This is a genomic window from Microbispora catharanthi (assembly GCF_006334915.2).
Taxonomy (GTDB): Bacteria; Actinomycetota; Actinomycetes; order Streptosporangiales; family Streptosporangiaceae; genus Microbispora; species Microbispora catharanthi.
The window spans coordinates 245,181-263,909 of record NZ_VDMA02000005.1; the positions used below are offsets into that span (position 1 = coordinate 245,181).

General features: G+C 72.2%; 15 protein-coding genes. 2 read left to right on the forward strand and 13 right to left on the reverse strand.

What is annotated here, in order from left to right; translation table 11 throughout:
- Positions 1–240 precede the first annotated feature (240 nt).
- Positions 241–1,674, reverse strand: coding sequence for a pyruvate kinase (pyk, locus tag FH610_RS11695; RefSeq protein WP_139574344.1), 1,434 nt, complete (start codon positions 1,672–1,674; stop codon positions 241–243).
- A gap of 107 nt (positions 1,675–1,781) precedes the next feature.
- On the opposite strand from pyk, the gene FH610_RS11700 reads away from it, so the two are divergent.
- Positions 1,782–2,636: a hypothetical protein gene (locus FH610_RS11700; RefSeq protein WP_139574345.1), complete on the forward strand. Its 855-nt coding sequence runs from the start codon at positions 1,782–1,784 to the stop codon at positions 2,634–2,636.
- On the opposite strand, the gene FH610_RS11705 is transcribed toward FH610_RS11700, so the two are convergent.
- From FH610_RS11705 to gltB, 4 genes are all read right to left on the reverse strand, one after another.
- Entirely contained in the window at positions 2,557–2,973 is a 417-nt protein-coding gene (locus FH610_RS11705; RefSeq protein WP_139574346.1) for a DUF2784 domain-containing protein, read from the reverse strand. The genes FH610_RS11700 and FH610_RS11705 overlap by 80 nt on opposite strands.
- 129 nt (positions 2,974–3,102) lie before the next feature.
- Positions 3,103–4,746 carry a S8 family peptidase gene (locus tag FH610_RS11710; protein ID WP_240808906.1) on the reverse strand — a complete coding sequence of 548 codons (1,644 nt, stop codon included), beginning with the start codon at positions 4,744–4,746 and terminating at the stop codon, positions 3,103–3,105.
- A 175-nt stretch (positions 4,747–4,921) separates the two neighbouring features.
- The gene (locus tag FH610_RS11715; protein ID WP_139574347.1) at positions 4,922–6,406 is read right to left on the reverse strand and encodes a glutamate synthase subunit beta; all 1,485 of its coding nucleotides are present in this window, start codon (positions 6,404–6,406) and stop codon (positions 4,922–4,924) included.
- Between the two features lie 56 nt (positions 6,407–6,462).
- A complete protein-coding gene (gltB, locus tag FH610_RS11720) occupies positions 6,463–10,989 on the reverse strand; it encodes a glutamate synthase large subunit (RefSeq protein ID WP_139574348.1) in 4,527 nt (1,508 codons plus the stop codon).
- Positions 10,990–11,147: 158 nt separating this feature from the next.
- Here gltB and FH610_RS11725 point away from each other — a divergent pair, with 158 nt between their 5' ends.
- The gene (locus tag FH610_RS11725; protein ID WP_139574349.1) at positions 11,148–12,719 is read left to right on the forward strand and encodes a bis-aminopropyl spermidine synthase family protein; all 1,572 of its coding nucleotides are present in this window, start codon (positions 11,148–11,150) and stop codon (positions 12,717–12,719) included.
- 69 nt (positions 12,720–12,788) lie between these two features.
- On the opposite strand, the gene FH610_RS11730 is transcribed toward FH610_RS11725, so the two are convergent.
- The 8 genes from FH610_RS11730 to FH610_RS11765 all read right to left on the reverse strand — a co-directional run bounded on the left by FH610_RS11730 (position 12,789) and on the right by FH610_RS11765 (position 18,643).
- The gene (locus tag FH610_RS11730; RefSeq protein ID WP_139574350.1) at positions 12,789–13,718 is read right to left on the reverse strand and encodes a hypothetical protein; all 930 of its coding nucleotides are present in this window, start codon (positions 13,716–13,718) and stop codon (positions 12,789–12,791) included.
- Positions 13,715–14,434, reverse strand: coding sequence for a VIT1/CCC1 transporter family protein (locus FH610_RS11735; protein WP_139574351.1), 720 nt, complete (start codon positions 14,432–14,434; stop codon positions 13,715–13,717). The genes FH610_RS11730 and FH610_RS11735 overlap by 4 nt, the downstream gene beginning before the upstream one ends.
- Entirely contained in the window at positions 14,431–15,483 is a 1,053-nt protein-coding gene (lgt, locus tag FH610_RS11740; RefSeq protein ID WP_139574352.1) for a prolipoprotein diacylglyceryl transferase, read from the reverse strand. Before lgt ends, FH610_RS11735 begins: the two co-directional genes overlap by 4 nt.
- Before the next feature lie 91 nt (positions 15,484–15,574).
- Positions 15,575–16,531, reverse strand: coding sequence for an ADP-ribosylglycohydrolase family protein (locus FH610_RS11745; RefSeq protein ID WP_205825704.1), 957 nt, complete (start codon positions 16,529–16,531; stop codon positions 15,575–15,577).
- 71 nt (positions 16,532–16,602) lie between these two features.
- Positions 16,603–16,872 (reverse strand): hypothetical protein, encoded by a 270-nt coding sequence (locus FH610_RS11750; protein WP_139574353.1) that lies wholly within the window; start codon positions 16,870–16,872, stop codon positions 16,603–16,605.
- A 31-nt stretch (positions 16,873–16,903) separates the two neighbouring features.
- Complete coding sequence (locus FH610_RS11755; RefSeq protein WP_030509970.1) at positions 16,904–17,065, reverse strand: zinc ribbon-containing protein; 162 nt, start codon at positions 17,063–17,065, stop codon at positions 16,904–16,906.
- 210 nt (positions 17,066–17,275) lie between these two features.
- A complete protein-coding gene (locus tag FH610_RS11760) occupies positions 17,276–18,022 on the reverse strand; it encodes a DsbA family protein (protein ID WP_240808907.1) in 747 nt (248 codons plus the stop codon).
- Positions 18,023–18,073: 51 nt separating this feature from the next.
- On the reverse strand, positions 18,074–18,643 hold the full coding sequence (locus FH610_RS11765) for a DoxX family protein (RefSeq protein WP_139574354.1): 570 nt from the start codon (positions 18,641–18,643) through the stop codon (positions 18,074–18,076).
- Positions 18,644–18,729 lie beyond the last annotated feature (86 nt).

Below are 18,729 nucleotides of genomic sequence, written 5' to 3' on the forward strand. Positions count from 1 at the left end.
ACAGCGAGCGCCACGACGTCCGGCGAACAGCGTCGTCACTCGCGTCGGGCCCAGGTGGCTGAGGGGAGTCAGGTGCCTGAGGGGAGTCCATCAACGGGCGCAGCGCTCCTCCGGCATCTGACAGGAAAGGTCGACTCGCTCCTGCCATGCTCCGTCGAAGGGCGCCGCGCCTTCAAGGGGTTTTCTCCCGCCGCCGGGTGCCCCAGGCCGTGTGACCCGGGGGGAACCCGGCCGCCGGGGTCAGGTCGACGGGTGGGCGACCGCAGAGCCGATCGTGTGGACGCGCAGGGCGTTGGTGGAGCCGTGGTTGCCGGGCGGCGAGCCGGCGACGACGACGACCTTGTCGCCCTTCTCGCAGACGCCGAGCGACAGCAGCGAGGCCTCCACCTGACGGACCATGTCGTCGGTGTGGTGCACGAACGGCACCTCGAACGTCTCCACGCCCCAGGTCAGCGCGAGCTGGCCGCGCACCTGCGGGTTGGAGGTGAAGGCCAGCAGCGGGATCGGCGAGCGGTAGCGGGCCAGGCGCCGGGCGGTCTCGCCGGACATCGTGAACGCCACCAGGGCCTTGGCCCCGACGATCGCGCCGACCTCGGCCGCGGCGCGGGCGATGGCGCCGCCGGTCGTCTCGGGCAGGCGCTCCAGCGTGTGGGTGGCCTGCAGCGTGGTGCCCTCCGCGGCGACCGCGATGCGGGCCATCGTGGAGACCGACTCGATCGGGTAGGTGCCGACCGAGGTCTCGCCGGACAGCATCACCGCGTCCGCGCCGTCCATCACCGCGTACGCGACGTCGGACGCCTCGGCGCGGGTGGGCCGGGGAGCGCTCATCATCGAGTCGAGCATCTGGGTGGCCACGATGACCGGGTGGGCCTTCTCGCGGCACAGCTCGATGATGCGGCGCTGGACGATCGGCACCTGCTCCAGCGGAAGCTCGACGCCGAGGTCGCCGCGGGCGACCATCACGCCGTCGAAGGCGTCCACGATCTCCTCGAGGCAGTCGACGGCCTGCGGCTTCTCGATCTTGGCGAGGAGCGGGAGCCTGACGCCCTCCTCCTCCATGATCGCGTGGACGAGCGCGGCGTCGTCCGGCGACCGGACGAACGACAGGGCGATCATGTCGAAGCCGGTGCGCAGCGCCCAGCGCAGGTCCTCCTCGTCCTTCTCCGTGAGCGCTGGAGCGCTGACGGCGACGCCGGGGAGGTTGAGGCCCTTGTTGTCGGAGATCATGCCGCCGATGACGACACGGGTGACGACGCGCGGCCCCTCGACCGCGGTCACCTCGAGGTTCAGCCGGCCGTCGTCCACGAGGATCGTGTCGCCGGGCTTGACATCGCCCGGCAGGCCCGCGTATGTCGTGGAGACGAGGTCCCGGTCGCCGGGGACGTCCTCAGTCGTGATCGTGAAGACGTCGCCGAAGCCGAGCCGTACGGGACCGGAGGCGAAACGCCCGACGCGGATCTTGGGGCCCTGGAGGTCGGCGAGGACGCCCACGGCGCAGCCCAGCTCGTCGGCGGCGGCTCTGACCCGGTCGAACACCTCCTTGTGCAACTCATGGCTGCCGTGCGAGAGGTTGAAGCGGGCGACGTTCATGCCCGCCTTGATGAGCTCGCGTAGGCGCTCCGGCGAGGAGGTGGCGGGCCCGAGGGTACAGACGATCTTTGCTCGACGACTCACAGCACTACCCTAATTGGTACAGACCACTTGCAATGACGGCGCACACAGCTGTCGCCAAATGTTCAGACACTTCACGCGATCATCCGCGTGCCCTAGCCTTGGCAGCCATGGGACGTACCCGGACTTGGGGGGTAATAACGGCGCTGTTCACCCTGGCCGCGTGCGGAGGCCAGGGTACCGAATCGACCGCGCCGCCGACGGGTGTTTCGGTATCGCTGAACCAGTGGCGCAGCGACGAGACGTCCCACGAGCTGGAGGTGTCCGTGCGCAACGACACCGGCACGCAGGTGCGCTTCCGGGACGTCCAGCTCGTGACCGGCTCGTTCGCGACGCTCCCGCCGACCCGCCTGGACACCACCCTCGGCAGGACGCCGCGCACGGACCTGCGGATCCCGTACGGCGAGGCGCGCTGCGACCCGGCGAAGATCCCGCCGGTACGCCCGGCCACGGTGGTGGCGCACATCCAGGTCGGCGGCGGGACACCGCACAAGGTGGTGTTCCCGGTCCACCACCCCGATCCCACGCTGGACGGGCTGGTGAAGGCCGAGTGCGGGGCCTACATCCTGCGCCGGTCGGTGGACGTGACGTTCGGGGACACCTGGACCCGCGCGGGCCGGACCCTCCACGGGAACCTCGTCGTCACCAGGAAGGGCGGATCGGAGCCGATCACCATCGACGACCTCGGCGCCACCACGCACTACACGATGCTCCCCCGCTCCGGCAAGCGCAGGCCGGTGGCCGTGCTCGCGGCGGACGCCACGCGGCTGGAGATCCCGGTGGAGGTCACCCCCATGCGCTGCGACTGGCACGCGTTCGCGGAGGCCAAGAAGGCCTACCTGTTCCCGATCTACGGCACCGTGGGCGGCGGCGAGAAACGTTACCTCATCGCGACGCCCCCGGCTCCGGTGCAGCAGACGTTCCTGTCGTACGCGCAGGACGTGTGCGGCGTCGGCGGATCCTGATCGCGAGACCCGCCCAGGAGGCGAGCACGACGGCGATCACCGCCAGCCGCACGTGCCAGACGTACGCCTCCGGGTAGACGGCGCCCTCGATGTAGGTGTCGATGAAGCCGCCGGGCAACAGGCCGGTCTCCCCCGCCCTGGCCCGCCCCCAGTTCTCCAGCGCGGTCAGCGGGCACTCCACGAGCCCGGCGAGCTGCACCAGCCCCCAGGCGCACAGCGCGAGGTGCGGCCAGATCAGCCGGGGCCGCCACCAGGCGAGGAAGCCGCCCAGGGCGATGTAGGCGATGACGAGGAAATGCGCCACCATCGTGGCCTGCCAGACGAGCCGGTAGATCATGGTCTGCCCTCCTCCGCGAAGGAGGGTAGGCCGCCGTGGCTCGCCTGGCATCCGGTGGACTACTCAGGCGCGTACTCAGGTGGGGACGAGCCCCGGGGGCGAGCCCCGGGAAGAGCCTCAGGAAGAGCCTCAGGGCGCGACGGTGGCGGCCCGGGCGGCGTCGACCAGGCCGTGGCCGAAGAAGCCGTTCTTCGCCGTGGGCCCCTCGCAGAGCTGGCTCTCACCCGTGCCGTACCGGTAGGTGCGGGGCGCCGGGCAGCCCTTCGGCGTCGCCGCCGCGTACAACAGGCGCTCCACCTGCGCGGGGTCCATCTGGAGCCCGCCCTTGCCCGGCTTGCCGAACCGGCCGATGATCAGCGCCGCCACCCCGGTGACGTGCGGCGCGGCCATGGAGGTGCCCTCCATGTACTGGTAGTAGGCGCACTTGCCGTCGTGGCAGTCGCGGATCACCGAGGACGTCTTCGGCTTTCCCGCGGCGTCGATGAGGCCCTTGGCGCGCAGGACCTTCTCGGGGGCGGCGGCCAGGATCTCCCGGCTCGCGCCCTTGAAATCGGTGCCGCCGTCGAACATGTCGCCGCCCGGCGCGGCGATGTCGGTCTGCTCGACGCCGTAGTCGGAGTACGACGCCTTGCGCCCGCCGGGGCCGACGGAGGACACCGAGATGACGCCGTCCAGCTCTGCCGGGACGTTGATGCAGGTGTTGTCGACGGACCGCTTCTTCTCCGCGCCCTTCGGGAAGTCGGGGCTGGAGGTGTCGCTCTTCACCTTGCCGAGGTCGAGGCCCTCGTTCCCGATCGCGCTGACGAGTGTGACGCCGTGCGCGCGGGCGTACTTGACCGCGCGGCGCATGCCCTCCAGGATCGCCCGCTGCTCCAGCCGCTCCCTGTTCGTGTCGCTCGGGTTGTTCGCGCAGTTGAACGTCCAGGGGTCGACGTAGAAGCTCATGTTGACCACGTCGACGCCGACGTCGGCGGCGTACTCCAGGGCGTCCATGGTGGGCTTGAGGAAGAAGAAGCCCGAGTCGGTGCCGGCGCGGAGGTTGACCAGCGACACGTCGGGGGCGACCCCGCTGACGCCGAGGCCGTTGATCGGCGAGCCGATCGTGCTCGCGACGTGGGTGCCGTGGCCGTCGTCGTCGACGTCGGCCGGGTCCTTGCAGCCCTTGTGCTCGCAGGGCCCGTCGAGCGTCTTGCCGTTCTCGTCGGTCGGCTGGTCGACGACGAAGTTGCGGCTGAGCGCCCGGTTGAAGTTGGGCGCGATGTCGGGGTGCGTGCCGTCGACGCCGGTGTCGATGACGCCCACCAGCACCTTGCGGCTGCCCCGGGCCTTGGCGTACGACCCGGTGGGGGTGGCGCCGATCATCTTCATGTCCCACTGGCGGCCCGAGAGCGGGTCGCCGCCCGGCGCCGACCGGACGTGCTCCGTGCGCCGCGTGCCGGCAGAAACGGATGCCCCGGATGTGGCGGGCGCGCCGGCGGTCTTGCCGATGGGACGGTCGAGCGTCACACCGATCACGGAGGGGTCCGCGCCGATCTTCTCGGGGTCGGACGCGCGCACGACGAGGTAGCCGAGCTTGTCGTCCCGCCCTTGGACCGTTCCTCCGGCGGCCTCGGCCGCCCGCTGCGCGGCGGCCGAGCCGCCGTCCTTGTAGAAGACCAGGTAGTTCTGCGCGGGCTCAGCCGCGGCCGCCGCCCCCGGCAGTGCCGCGGCCCCCAGCCCGCCGAGCATGGTGATGGACATGATGGCCCCGGCGAGCCGCCCCCGTGCGTACAACGATCCTCCTCGGTTGCGGGCCCCTGGTGCGGAGGCCCCTCGATCCGGGCACAGCATCCTCCCGGCAGCCGTACGCGCTCGCAACCCGGCCACCGAACTTGGATATGCCCGTTTTATCCCCAACGCCCCGATCGCCGTGGTCCGGTCCCCTGGGACCACGGCGGCGGGTCACATCTCAGACGAGGGGCCTCGCGGTCGGCGGAATGGGAACGGGCAGGACGGTCCGCCCGCTCAGGTGGCGGTCCACCGCCGCCGCCGCCGACCGGCCCTCGGCGATCGCCCACACGATCAGCGACTGGCCCCGGCCCATGTCGCCGGCCGCGAACACGCCCTCGACCGACGTCTCGTACGACGCGTTCCTGGCCACGTTGCCCCGGGCGTCGAAGAACGACTCCGGGTCGCCGGACAGCGCCGCGAGGTCGTTCAGCAGCGGGCCCTTCTCCGGGCCGAGGAAGCCCATCGCGAGCGTCACCAGCTCGGCCGGGATCTCCCGCTCGGTGCCGGGGATCGGCTTGAAGCCCGCCGCCGGGCCCTCGACCTCGACCAGGCGCAGCGCCCGCACGTTGCCCTCGCCGTCGCCGGCGAACTCGGTGGTGGACACCGCGTACACGCGGTCGCCCGCCCCGGCCTCCAGCTCCTCGTGCGCGCTCTCCATCTTGAACAGCATCGGGTAGGTCGGCCACGGCTGGCTACCCGGACGGGTCTCCGGCGGCCTCGGCATGATCTCCAGCTGCGTGACCGACAGGGCCCCCTGGCGGATCGCCGTGCCGATGCAGTCGGCGCCGGTGTCGCCGCCGCCGATCACGACGACGTGCTTGCCCTCGGCCGAGATCGGCGACTCGGCGTAGTCGCCCTCCTGGGTCTTGTTCGCGGGCGGGAGGTACTCCATCGCCTGGTAGACGCCCTTGAGCTCGCGGCCGGGCACCGGCAGGTCGCGCCAGGCCGTGGCGCCGCCCGCCAGCACGACGGCGTCGAACTCCTCGCGGAGCCGGGCCGCGGTGACGTCCACGCCGACGTTGACGCCGGTGCGGAACTCGGTGCCCTCGGCCTCCATCTGGGCGATGCGGCGGTCGACGTGCCGCTTCTCCATCTTGAACTCGGGGATGCCGTAGCGGAGCAGCCCGCCGATCCGGTCGGCCCGCTCGAACACGACCACGTCGTGCCCGGCGCGGGTGAGCTGCTGCGCGGCGGCGAGGCCGGCCGGGCCCGAGCCGACGATCGCGACCTTCCTGCCCGTCTTGGCGGCGGGCGGCTGCGGCGTGACCCAGCCCTCGGCGAAGGCGCGGTCGACGATCTCGACCTCGACCCGCTTGATCGCGACCGGGTCGGAGTTGATGCCGAGGACGCACGCCGACTCGCACGGCGCGGGGCACAGGCGGCCGGTGAACTCCGGGAAGTTGTTGGTCGCGTGCAGCCGCTCGATCGCCTCGCGCCAGTCGTCGCGGTAGACGAGGTCGTTCCACTCGGGGATGAGGTTCCCGAGCGGGCAGCCGTTGTGGCAGAACGGGATGCCGCAGTCCATGCAGCGGGCCGCCTGCTTGGTGAGGGCGGGCCGGGGGAAGTCCTCGTAGACCTCGCGCCAGTCGCGGATGCGGACGTCGACCGGGCGGCGCGCCGGCAGCTCGCGCCCGTGTGTCAGGAACCCCTTCGGGTCAGCCAACGGTGTTACCCCCCTCTATCCCTGCGTGGAAACGGTCGTGATGATTCGCATCGGCGTCACCCGTGGGCGGCGGCCATGACCGCCTCGTCGATGTCGCGGCCCTCGGCCTCGGCGGCGGCCCGCGCCCGCAGGACCCGCTTGTAGTCGGTCGGCATGACCTTCCCGAACCGGCCGAGCGCGGCGTCCCAGTCGGCGAGCAGCGCCTTGGCCACCGTGGACCCGGTCTCCGCGAAGTGCTTCTCGACGATCTCCCGAAGGAACTCGGCGTCGTCGTCGTCCAGCGCCTCCAGCTCGACCATCTCGCGGTTGACCCACTCGGGCCGCAGGTCGAGCACGTACGCGACGCCGCCCGACATGCCGGCGGCGAAGTTGCGGCCGGTCGGCCCGAGGACGACGGCCCGGCCGCCGGTCATGTACTCGCAGCCGTGGTCGCCCACGCCCTCCACGACGGCGGTCGCGCCGGAGTTGCGCACACAGAACCGCTCGCCCACGACGCCGCGGACGAAGACCTCGCCGGACGTCGCGCCGTACAGGCCGACGTTGCCGGAGATGACCTGTGTCTCGGCCTCGAACGGCGCGTCGGGGTGCGGGCGGACGACGATCCGGCCGCCCGACAGGCCCTTGCCGAGGTAGTCGTTGGCGTCGCCGGTCAGCCGCAGCGTGACGCCGCGCGGCACGAACGCGCCGAACGAGTTGCCCGCCGAGCCGGTGAACGACACGTCGATCGTGTTGTCCGGCAGGCCGGCCCCGCCGTACCGCTTGGTCACCTCGTGGCCGAGCATCGTGCCGACCGTGCGGTTGACGTTGCGGATGGGCAGCTCCAGCGTGACCTGGTCGCCGAAGTTCAGCGCGCCCTCGGCGAGCTGGATCAGCGTGTTGTCCAGCGCCTTGTCGAGCCCGTGGTCCTGCTCGACGACCTTGCGGCGCGGGGTGCCCTCGGGCAGCTCCGGCTGGTGCAGGATCGGCGACAGGTCGAGGCCGGCGGCCTTCCAGTGCTCGACCGCCCGGGTGGTGTCGAGCAGGTCGGCCCGGCCGATGACCTCGTCGAGCGAGCGGTAGCCGAGCTCGGCGAGGTACTCGCGCACCTCCTGGGCGATGAACTCGAAGAAGTTCACCACGAACTCGGGCTTGCCGGTGAACCGCTTGCGCAGCTCGGGGTTCTGGGTGGCCACGCCCACCGGGCAGGTGTCGAGGTGGCAGACCCGCATCATGACGCAGCCGGAGACGACCAGCGGAGCGGTGGCGAAGCCGTACTCCTCGGCGCCGAGCAGCGCCGCGATGACCACGTCGCGGCCGGTCTTGAGCTGGCCGTCGGCCTGGACGACGATGCGGTCGCGCAGACCGTTGAGCAGCAGCGTCTGCTGGGTCTCGGCCAGGCCGAGCTCCCAGGGGGCGCCCGCGTGCTTGACCGAGGTCAGCGGGGAGGCGCCGGTGCCGCCGTCGTGGCCGGAGATCAGCACGACGTCGGCGTGGGCCTTGCTGACACCCGCCGCCACGGTCCCGACCCCGACCTCGGCGACCAGCTTCACGTGGACGCGGGCGCGCGGGTTGGAGTTCTTCAGGTCGTGGATGAGCTGGGCCAGGTCCTCGATCGAGTAGATGTCGTGGTGCGGCGGCGGCGAGATGAGGCCGACGCCGGGCGTGGAGTGCCGGGTCTTGGCGATCCACGGGTACACCTTGTGGCCGGGCAGCTGGCCGCCCTCGCCGGGCTTGGCGCCCTGCGCCATCTTGATCTGCAGGTCGTCGGCGTTGACGAGATACTCGCTGGTCACGCCGAAGCGGCCGGAGGCCACCTGCTTGATCGCGCTGCGCCGCTCGGGGTCGTGCAGCCGCTCGGGGTCCTCTCCGCCCTCACCGGTGTTCGACTTGGCGCCGAGCCGGTTCATCGCGATGGCCAGCGTCTCGTGCGCCTCCATGGAGATGGAGCCGTACGACATGGCGCCGGTGGAGAACCGCTTGACGATCGACTCGACCGGCTCGACCTCGTCGATCGGCACGGGCGCGCCGCCGGGACGCAGCGTGAACAGGCCGCGCAGCGTCATGAGCTTCTCGGACTGCCCGTCCACCAGGGACGTGTACTCCTTGAAGATCTCGTACCGCCGGGTGCGGGTGGAGTGCTGCAGCTTGAAGACGGTGGTCGGGTTGAACAGGTGCGGCTCGCCCTCGCGGCGCCACTGGTACTCGCCGCCGACCTCCAGCCGCCGGTGCGGGTTCTCCGCGCGGGGGTAGGCCCGCGCGTGCCGCTCCAGCGCCTCCTTGGCGAGCACGTCGAAGCCGACGCCGCCGAGACGGGAGGTGGTGCCGGCGAAGCACTGGTCGATGACCTCGGCGCCGAGGCCGAGGGCCTCGAAGATCTGCGCGCCGGTGTAGGAGGCGACCGTGGACACGCCCATCTTGGACATGACCTTCAGCACGCCCTTGCCGTACGCCTTGATCAGGTTGCGCACGGCCTTGCGCGGGTCGAGGTCGAGCTGACCGGTGGCGATCATGTCCTCGACCGTCTCCAGGGCGAGGTAGGGGTTGATCGCGCTGGCGCCGTAGCCGATGAGCAGGGCCATGTGGTGGCACTCGCGGGCCTCGCCGGTCTCGATCACGAGTCCGACCCGGGTGCGGGACTTCTCCCGGATGAGGTGGTGGTGCACGGCGCCGGTGAGCAGCAGCGACGGAATCGGCGCCTTCTCACGGGAGGACCCGCGGTCGGACAGCACGATGATCCGCGCGCCGTCCTCGATGGCCCGGGAGACCTCCTGGCGGATCTCCTCCAGCCGCCGCACCAGCGCCTCGCCGCCGCCGGCCGCGTCGAACAGGCCGGACACGACGTACGGCTGGAAGCCGGGCAGCGCGCCCTCGTCGTTGATGTGGATGATCTTGGCGAGCTCGTCGTTGTCGATCACCGGGTAGGGCAGCACGAGCCGGCGGCACGAGGCCGGGCCGGGCTCGAGCAGGTTGCCCTCGGGGCCGATCGTCGACTGCAGCGAGGTGACGAGCTCCTCGCGGATGGCGTCCAGCGGCGGGTTGGTGACCTGCGCGAACAGCTGGCTGAAGTAGTCGAACAGCAGCCTCGGCTTCTCGCTCAGCACCGCCACCGGGGTGTCGGTGCCCATCGAGCCGATCGGCTCGGCGCCGTTCTTGGCCATCGGCGTGAGGATGACCCGCAGCTCCTCCTGGGTGTAGCCGAAGGTCTGCTGCCGCTTGACCAGCGCCTCGTGGGTGGGGTGCTCGTGCTCGCGCTCGGGCAGCTCCTCGAAGCGGACCAGGCCCGCGTGCAGCCACTCGCCGTACGGCTGGGAGGCGGCGAGCTCGGCCTTGATCTCGTCGTCCTCGATGATCCGGCCGCGCGCGGTGTCCACCAGGAACATGCGGCCCGGCTGCAGGCGGCCCTTGCGGACGACCTTCTCCTGCGGGATGTCGGACAGCACGCCCGCCTCGGAGGCGAGCACGACCAGGCCGTCGTCGGTGACCCAGAACCGGCCCGGGCGCAGGCCGTTGCGGTCGAGGACCGCGCCGACCAGCGTGCCGTCGGAGAAGGTGATGGACGCGGGCCCGTCCCACGCCTCCATGAGGGTGGAGTGAAACTCGTAGAAGGCCCGGCGGGCCGGGTCCATCTCGGTGTGGTTCTCCCACGCCTCCGGGATCATCATCAGCACGGCGTGCGGCAGCGACCGGCCGCCGAGGTGCAGCAGCTCCAGCGTCTCGTCGAACGAGGCGGTGTCGGAGCCGTCGGGGTCGCAGATCGGGAACAGCCGCCGCAGGTCGCCCGGGATCAGGCCGGTGGCGAGCATGGCCTCGCGGGCGCGCATCCAGTTGCGGTTGCCGCGCACGGTGTTGATCTCACCGTTGTGGGCGACGTACCGGTACGGGTGGGCCAGCGGCCAGGAGGGGAAGGTGTTGGTCGAGAAGCGCGAGTGGACCAGCGCGATGGCACTGACGTAGCGCTCGTCGGACAGGTCGGCGAAGAACGGCTCGACCTGCAGCGAGGTCAGCATGCCCTTGTAGACGATGGTCCGCGAGGACAGCGAGGAGAAGTAGACGTCCGCCTCGTGCTCGGCCCGCTTGCGGAAGGCGAACACGATCCGGTCGAGTTCGACGCCGGTCTCGCCGCCGGGCGAGGTCACGAACAGCTGCGTGAAGTGCGGCATGACCGCCCGCGCGGTGGCGCCGGGCAGGTCGCGGTCCACCGGCAGGTCGCGCCAGCCGAGGATGGTCACGCCCTCCTCGGCGGCGATCTGCTCGATGAGGCCGATCGCGGTCTGCCTGGCCTGCTCGTCCAGCGGCAGGAAGGCGGCGCCCGCGGCGTACGCGCCCTCGGCCGGCAGCGGGAACTCCACTACCGCACGGAAGAACGCGTCGGGGATCTGGGTGAGGATGCCCGCACCGTCGCCGGTGTCCGGCTCGCTGCCGCTGGCACCCCGGTGGTCGAGGTTGCGGAGCGCGGTCAGTGCCTTGGCGACGATGTCGTAGCTGCGGCGGCCCGCGACATCGGCCACCATGGCTACGCCACAGGCGTCGTGCTCGAATCCGGGGTCGTAGAGTCCCTGGGGCTCGGGGAGACCTCCGGGAAGGCCAAGGCGGGCAGCAGGCATGTAGTCACTCCCGTCGTCAACGTCTGCGTGGAACAGAGGGACGACGCTGGCCCTGCTGCGGTTGTGGTGCTTAGAGATTACAACACGCTGCCGGAATAGTGCCCCCCAGGTCCGCTTCGCGAACCTTCACAGGTCAGCGCCGTGGATATGGTTTGCGCATGAGTGGTCATGAGGCGATCGACGAACTGCTGGCGGAGGCCGGCGTGGACGGCCTGCGCCTGCGCGGAGCGGTGGCGCTCCTGTCCGGCGGCCGCTGGTGGACCCTGGCCGACCTGGTCCGGGAGACCGCGACGTCGCGGCGGACGATCGAGTCGCTGTTGCGAGTGCTCCCCCTTGAGCACAGCGGCGACCATGTCCGTATTCCCATTGATCAGGTCAACCGCTACAACGTCGGGGTTGATACGGATATTTCCGGTCTTGGGAATCCGGTCGCCGGAATGGTCGCGGCGCACGCCGAGACGCTCGAACGCCTGGAGACGCTGATCGCCGAGGCACCCCGGGGGCGGCACGCCCTCGACCACGTCTCCGCGACCGCGGAGACCGTGCTGCGCCGCGCCCTCCTGCTGGGGCGGCGGTTCTGGCTGCCCGGCGCCCGCCTGCTGTGCGTCGGCGACCACGACCTGACCTCGCTGGCCGTGCGGATGGTCCACCCCGAGGTCGAGGTCGCCGTGGCCGACATCGACGACCGCATCCTCGAGTACATCGACGCCCAGGGCCTGGGGGTGCGCACCCGCTGGGCCGACCTGCGCCTCGGCCTGCCGCCGTCGCTGCGCGGCTGGGCCGACCTCGCGATCACCGACCCGCCGTACACGCCCGAGGGGATCGGGCTGTTCGCCGCCCGCGCCGCCGAGGGCCTGCGCGACCGCGACCAGGGACGGATCCTCGTGGCGTACGGCGCCTCGGAGCGCACCCCGATGCTCGCCCTGAAGGTGCAAAAAGCCCTCTTCGACCTCAACCTGCTGCACGAGGCGATCTTTCCGCACTTCAACCGGTATCTCGGGGCGGAGGCGATCGGCAGCGCGGCGGACCTGTACGTGCTGCGGCCCACCACGAAGACGTGGCCGGCGATCGCCGCCCGGCTCGACCGCCTCGCCACGGCCATCTATACCCAGGGCCCCCAGGCCGTCGAGTCCGCCCCCGCGGCGCCGCCGGACGAGGCGGCCGTGACCGCGTTCGGACCGGACCTGCTCGCCGGGGACTGGCCGCGCGGCCTGCTGCCGCAGGTGCCGCGCACCCGGCTCGCCACCCTGCTGGCCAAGCCGTACGCCGCCGACCCCGGGAGGGTGGCGATCGCCGTGCCCGCCGGGCTGGAGGCCGCGCTGCCCCGGCTGCTGCTCGCGACGCGCGCCCGGCACGTGCGCGTGCTCACGCCGGGCCCCGTGGTGGACACAGTCGCCGACCTGCCCGCGCTCGCCGCCCTGCTCGCCCCCGTCTATCGCCTGGCCGCCGAGGGCCACGTCCTCGACGCCGTACGGCTCTCGCCCCCCGACAGCGGTCCGGAGCGGGTGGTGCGCAGGATCATGGACAGCGCCCATGGGAAGGTCGCCAACGCCTGGCGCGAGGCGCTCACCGAACCCGGCCCGGCCGGGACGGCCGGGCTCACCAAGCGGCAGGCCAGGGCCGCCGTCGAGGAGGCCGCGCCGTGGGCCCTCGACGCCACCCCTCTGGAACTCCCCCTCCACCGCCTCGCCCGGATGAGGGCGCGAATCGGCGCTCCCACCACGGCCTGACGAGGCCGGGCCGGGCAGATCGCGCTGAATCCGTCGCGCTGGTCTATCGTGCTCGTCTATCGTGCTCGTCTATCGCGCGGCCGGGGCGGACGGCTGCGCGGACGTGCTCGCGACGGGCGCGGACACGGCGGGAGAGGCGCCGGGATCGGAGGGGGGCTCCTCTGAGGGCTGGGCGGTGTCGGCCGGGCCCGGTGGTTGCGCGGGGTCCGACGGCACCCCGGCCACCTTGACCACACGCCGGAAGACCGCCTTCTCGGCCTCCCGGACGGCCAGGCCGAGCATGATGAAGTCGTCCTTCTCCCCCGGTTCCGCGCCGTCGGCCCGGCCGATCCAGGCCACCCCGAGGTAGTGCCCCAGGACGTAGGCGTTTCCCTCGCTGTAGGCGCCGAACTTCGCCCGCGGCGACTCCAGCGGCTGCACCCAGGCGCCCCGGTAGAGCGACGCCAGCGACTTCGCCAGCGACTCGGCCGCCGCGACGTCCGCGAGGTTGAACAAGGTGTACTGCGCGACGTACACCCCGTCGGCGGTGGCGTACAGGCCGCGGACGGCCTGGCCGCATCCGGCCTCGGCCAGAGCCTCGGCGAGGTCGGCTCCCCAGACGGCGCCCGCGCAGGCCTGGTCCAGGCGGCCGGCCAGCCTGCGCAGCGTGACCTTCCCGGCCGTGAGCGTCCGCGCGCCGAACACCTCCTGGACGGTCAGCGCCGCGGTGTCGGCCTTCCTGTCGGCGATCGGGGCCAGTTCCTTCAGAGACGGCCAGGACTGGAAGGACGCGGGCAGGCCCTCCCCGGACACCTCACCCGACGCCTGCGCCGGCTGCGACTGCCCGCCGCCGATCGCGTTGACCACCAGCGTCAGCACCAGGGCGATCGCCAGCACTCCCACAGCGGTGACCGACCACACGAACACACGCTGCTGCCGGTCGTCCAGCCCCAGCTCGGCGAGGGCGGCCCCGGTCCGCCCCTCGGCCGGCGTGGACGACCGGCGCTTGCGCTTGGTCATAGACCGCCGGTTCCAATCAGCGAGCCCAGACCCCAGGTCAGCGCCGCCGCCACGGCCCCCACCACGAGCTGGCGCAGGCCGCTGAACCACCAGCTGCGGGCCGTCACCCGGGAGACCACGGCACCCGCGGCGAACAGCGCGACCATCGACACCGCGGCGGAGATCCACAGCCCCCGCACGCCCAGCAGGTAGGGCAGGAGCGGGATCAGCGCGCCGATGCTGAACGACAGGAACGACGACACGGCGGCCAGCACGGGTGAGGGCAGATCGTCGGGGTCCACGCCCAGCTCGGCCCGCGTGTGGACCGCCAGGGCCTCCTCCGGGTTCCGGGAGATCTGCCGGGCGACCTCTCTGGCGGTCTCCGGGTCCACGCCCCGCTGCTCGTACATCCGGGCGAGCTCGGCCTCCTCGGCCTCGGGGTGCCGCTCCAGCTCCCGGCGCTCGACGTCGATCTCCGCCTGGGCGAGCTCGCGCTGGCTGGCGACCGACACGTACTCGCCGCCCGCCATGGAGAACGCTCCGGCGGCCAGGCCGGCGATGCCGGCGAGCGCGACGATCCTGGTCTCCGCGGTGCCTCCGGCGACGCCCGCGATCAGCGCGAAGTTGGAGACCAGCCCGTCCATCGCGCCGAAGACCGCGGGGCGTAACCAGCCGCCGTTGACGTCCCGGTGCTCGTGGTGAATCTCGGCCCGCGCCCCCGTCGTGGCCTTCGTCATCGCTGGCCGGCCTCCGGTTCCGCCGCCGCGCCGTCGCTCGCGGCGCCCGCTCCCGCGGTCGCCGTCGGTTTGCCCGAGCCCGCGTCGCCGTCCGGTGGGGCCGGATCGTCGGCGCCGCCTCGCGTCTCCCGATCCTCCCTCTCGTCGTCGCGCAGGAGTTCCGGCTCGTCGGCCTGGTCCCGCCCGTGGGCGGGGTCGGCGTGGTCTCCGCCGGTGTCGTCGCCGGTCTGCGCGCCCAGCGGCTCCTCGCCCGTGCGGTTGCGGGCCAGCCACAGGTACGCCAGCGCGCACAGGAAGATGACGACCGAGGTCCACTGGTTCAGCCGCAGGCCGAGGATGTGGTGGGCGGGGTCCACCCGCAGCCCCTCGACCCAGAACCGGCCGAGCGTGTAGCCCGCGACGTACATCGCGAACACCCGGCCGTGCCGCAGGCCGAACCGGCGGGCGGCCAGGATCAGCACGCCGGCGAGCGCGAGGTCCCACAGCGACTCGTACAGGAACGTCGGGTGGTAGGTGGTCGCGCCGGGGACGGTGCCCGGGCGGCCCGGCTCGATCTCCAGGCCCCACGGGAGGTCGGTGGGGCCGCCGAACAGTTCCTGGTTGAAGTAGTTGCCCCACCGGCCGATGGCCTGTGCCACGGCGACGCCGGGGGCGAGGGTGTCGGCGATGGCGGTGAAGGAGATGCCGCGCCGGCGGCAGGCGATCCAGACGCCGAGCGCGCCGAGGGCGATCGCGCCCCAGATGCCGAGGCCGCCCTCCCAGATGTACAGAGCGTCGATCGGCCGCTTGGGCGCTTCCGAGCCGAAGTAGATCTGCCAGTCGGTGATGACGTGATAAAGGCGTCCGCCGACGAGGCCGAACGGCACGGCCCAGACCGCGAGATCGGTGATCGTCCCGGGGGCGCCGCCACGGGCGCGCCAGCGGCGTTCGCCGATCCAGACGGCGACGATGACGCCGAGCACGATGCACAGCGCATACGCGCGGATCGGGATCGGTCCGAGATTCCAGACCCCCTGTGACGGGCTGGGAATCGAGGCGAGGAGGGGCATGTAACGTGACGTTACCGCAAGAGAGGGTGGGTCCGGAGCGAGGCGCGGCCATCCGCCTCGCGACCTGCGCCGACCATCCGCCGCACCCCGCTCAGGGCCCGGTGGCAGGCCTCTCGCGGAGGGCGGCCAGGCGTGCGGCGAGCTCCCCCAGGCCCGGGTGTTCGCCGAGATCCACCAGCCCCAGCCAGCCGAGTTCGGTGACCCCCTCGGGGTCGAGCGCGCCGAGGACGCCGCCCGCGAGCGCCGCGACCGTGTCGGTGTCCCCGCCGAGCGACACGGCGTACGGGAGCGCCGCGGCCAGGTCGGGGGCCTCGCGGATCACGTGGACCACCGCGGCGGCCGTCTCCACGGCGTCGAGGGAGACGCCCTCGGACGGAGGCGACCACCGGCCGCGGGCGGCGTCCGCCACGGCGTCCATCGGCCCGTAGTGCTCGCCCGTCCAGCGGGCCTCGGCCGCGGCCACGGCCGGCAGATCGGCCGCGCCCGCCCCCTCGACCGCGGACGACGCCATGGCCGCGATCACGCAGGCCGCCGCCACGGCCGCCGGCGCGCGATGCGTCGCGGCCGACAGCGCCTCGCACAGGTTCCGGCGGCGTTCCGGTAGACGGGACGGCACGGCCCAGCCGACAGGGGCGATGCGCATGGCCGCTCCGTTGGTGGGCAGGTCACCGGCCGAGGGCGCCGGGAGCTCCCCCGTGGCGTGGAAGTGCGCGAGGGCCCGCCTCGTCGTCGGCCCGAGGCCGCGCACCCCGGGCGCCGCGTCGGCCAGACGGGTCAGGAAGTCCATGGAGGCGGGGCGCCCGTCCGTGTCGGCCAGGCACCGGGCGACCAGCACCATCTGCGCGGTGTCGTCGGAGGTCGAACCGCGCGGCCACCCCCGGTCCGGAGCCGGCAGCCGGACGACCTCGGCCGGGTCGATGCTCTGCGGCGGGCGGCCCTCCCAGGGCACGCCGAGCGCGTCGCCCGCGGCGAAGGCGATCATCGCCCCGTGGATCCTCCTCGCGGCGCCCGCGGATTCGGTGAGGGAAGACAGGTCGTCGTACGGCATGCGGGCATGCTAACCACGGCCGCGGAGGCGAAACCCGGCGCGCGGCCGTCCGAAAGCCTCTCCGGCGAGCGTCAGAGCTGCTCGCGCACGCCCGCCTCGCGCGCCAGCCCCTTCGTCTGGTCGCGCAGGTCGCCCCGCAGGGCCGTACGGGACCGGCCGAGGCGGGCCACGGGGAGGAGCGCACGCCCGTGCGCGTCCTCCAGCTCGAACGCCAGGGCGGCGTAGTAGGCGACGACCGCGAGCACCAGACCGGCGACGCCCGCCGTGGTCCTCCATCCCGCGGACGCGGTGAGCTCGTAGACACCGGTGATCGCGAACCTGGTGGCGGACAGGGCCATCACGGCGGCGGCACCGGCATCGGCCGCCGCTCGGTCACGACCGGTTGTCCGGTTCTTGGGTGCGGCTGTCGAACTCGGTATGGCCGTTCGGGCACTTCGGGATCGTGTCGCCCTCGTGGACCGACACCTTCTCCCCGCAGACGGCGCAGTGGAAGACGCCGGTCTTGCGGGCCTTCTCACCGGTGTGGGCGGGCACGGCGCCTCCTCGCTCGGCTCATCGCGGCGGAACCGCTCGCGGCGGGCGCGGGCGGGAGTCCGGTCGGACCGGCCTCTCCCCGCCCTGTGCGGAGCTTGTGACATCGCGCTCGATACCCCCGTCAGGGGAGAACCACGCGGCCCTTGCCCGATTCTTGGCCGGCGAAGGCCGGGCGCGGGACGGCCCGCGTGGAGCCGTCCCGGCGGGCGGTCACTTGCCTGCGCTCTCCACCGCGTCGCGCAGGGAGCTCGGCACGAAGGCGACGTTGGTGTCGAGTTCCTTGCCGTCGAGCTTGACGGTCGGCGTGCCGGTCAGCTTCTGCGCGCTCATGGTCTGCGCGGAGAACTGCTGGTGCGCGGCGACGTTGCGCTGCTGCCGTACGCAGTTGTCGAAGTCCTCGGCGGTGACGCCGGCGTCCTTGCCCCACTTGATCAGCTCGTCGGCGCTGAAGCCGGTCACGGTCTCGCTCGGCTGGTTCTTGTAGAGCGCGTCGTGGAACGCCAGCCACTGCCGGCCGTCGGTTATGCAGCGGGCGGCGGAGGCCGCGCGCAGCGAGTTACCCTTGGTCGGCTCCTGCGTGAAGATCGTGATCGGGTGGTACACGACCTTGGCCTTGCCCTCGGCGGCCAGGTTCTTCAGCGTCGAGCCGCTGGTCTCCTCGAACTGCTTGCACGCCGGGCACTGGAAGTCCTCGAACACGTCGACCACGGGCTTGGTCACGCCGGACTTGGCCATCACGACCGTCCCGTCCTTCTCCACCGTGACGGGAGCGACGCCCCCGGAGGCCTCCTCCGCGGTCCCCTGCCGCACCGACCACACCGTGAAGGCGGCGGCGATCACGACGATCACCGCGATGGTGACGATCATCGTGATGCGCTTGCGCTGCTCCTGCTTGCGCAAGGTCTCCCGCTGGGCCGCGATCCGGGCCCTGGCCGCCTCACTCGTCCGCTTGCTCACGAAGCTTCCCCCCTGGCTGTTCTCACGGCGACGTCCCGCGGTCGTCCGCGGTCACGCACCGTCGTCCTCGCCGCCGTCCGAGTCGTCCTCGTCCGCCGTTTCCCGCTCCCCCGTGAAGCCCAGCGCGGAGTCCAGCGACAGGCGGCCCGCCGGCCTGACCACGATCCACGCCGCGCAGACCAGCAGCCCGAGGTCGCGCATCAGCTCCCAGAAGTAGTTGGGGTCCTGACCCGCGGCGAGCGTGCCGTCACCGCCGAAGCAGCCGCAGTCGATGCGCAGCCCCCTGGCCCAGGCCGACGCGATGCCGATGACGAACGCCACCATCAGCACCCCGCCGACGGCCGCCACCGCGCGCGTGAACAGGCCGACGAGCAGCAGCAGGCCCGTGATGATCTCCAGGACGGGCAGGCCGTACCCGACCACCTGCGCGACGGAGTCCGGCAGGAGCTGGTAGGCCCGCACCGCCTGCACCGACAACGCGGGCGCTCCGATCTTGAGCGCCCCGGCGACGATCAGTACGCCGGCGAGCACGACCCGTGCGGCGGTCGTGACCCAGGAGAGCACGGGTTTCGCAGGCTGTAACCGTTCGGACACCGAGGCGCCGGATGCCAACTGAACCATGAGTCTCCTCGCCCGGTAGGCAACACCGACTGAACAGTACCGGGACTCAACCTCACCATGTGCTGGATAAGAGCATGGTAAGCCGC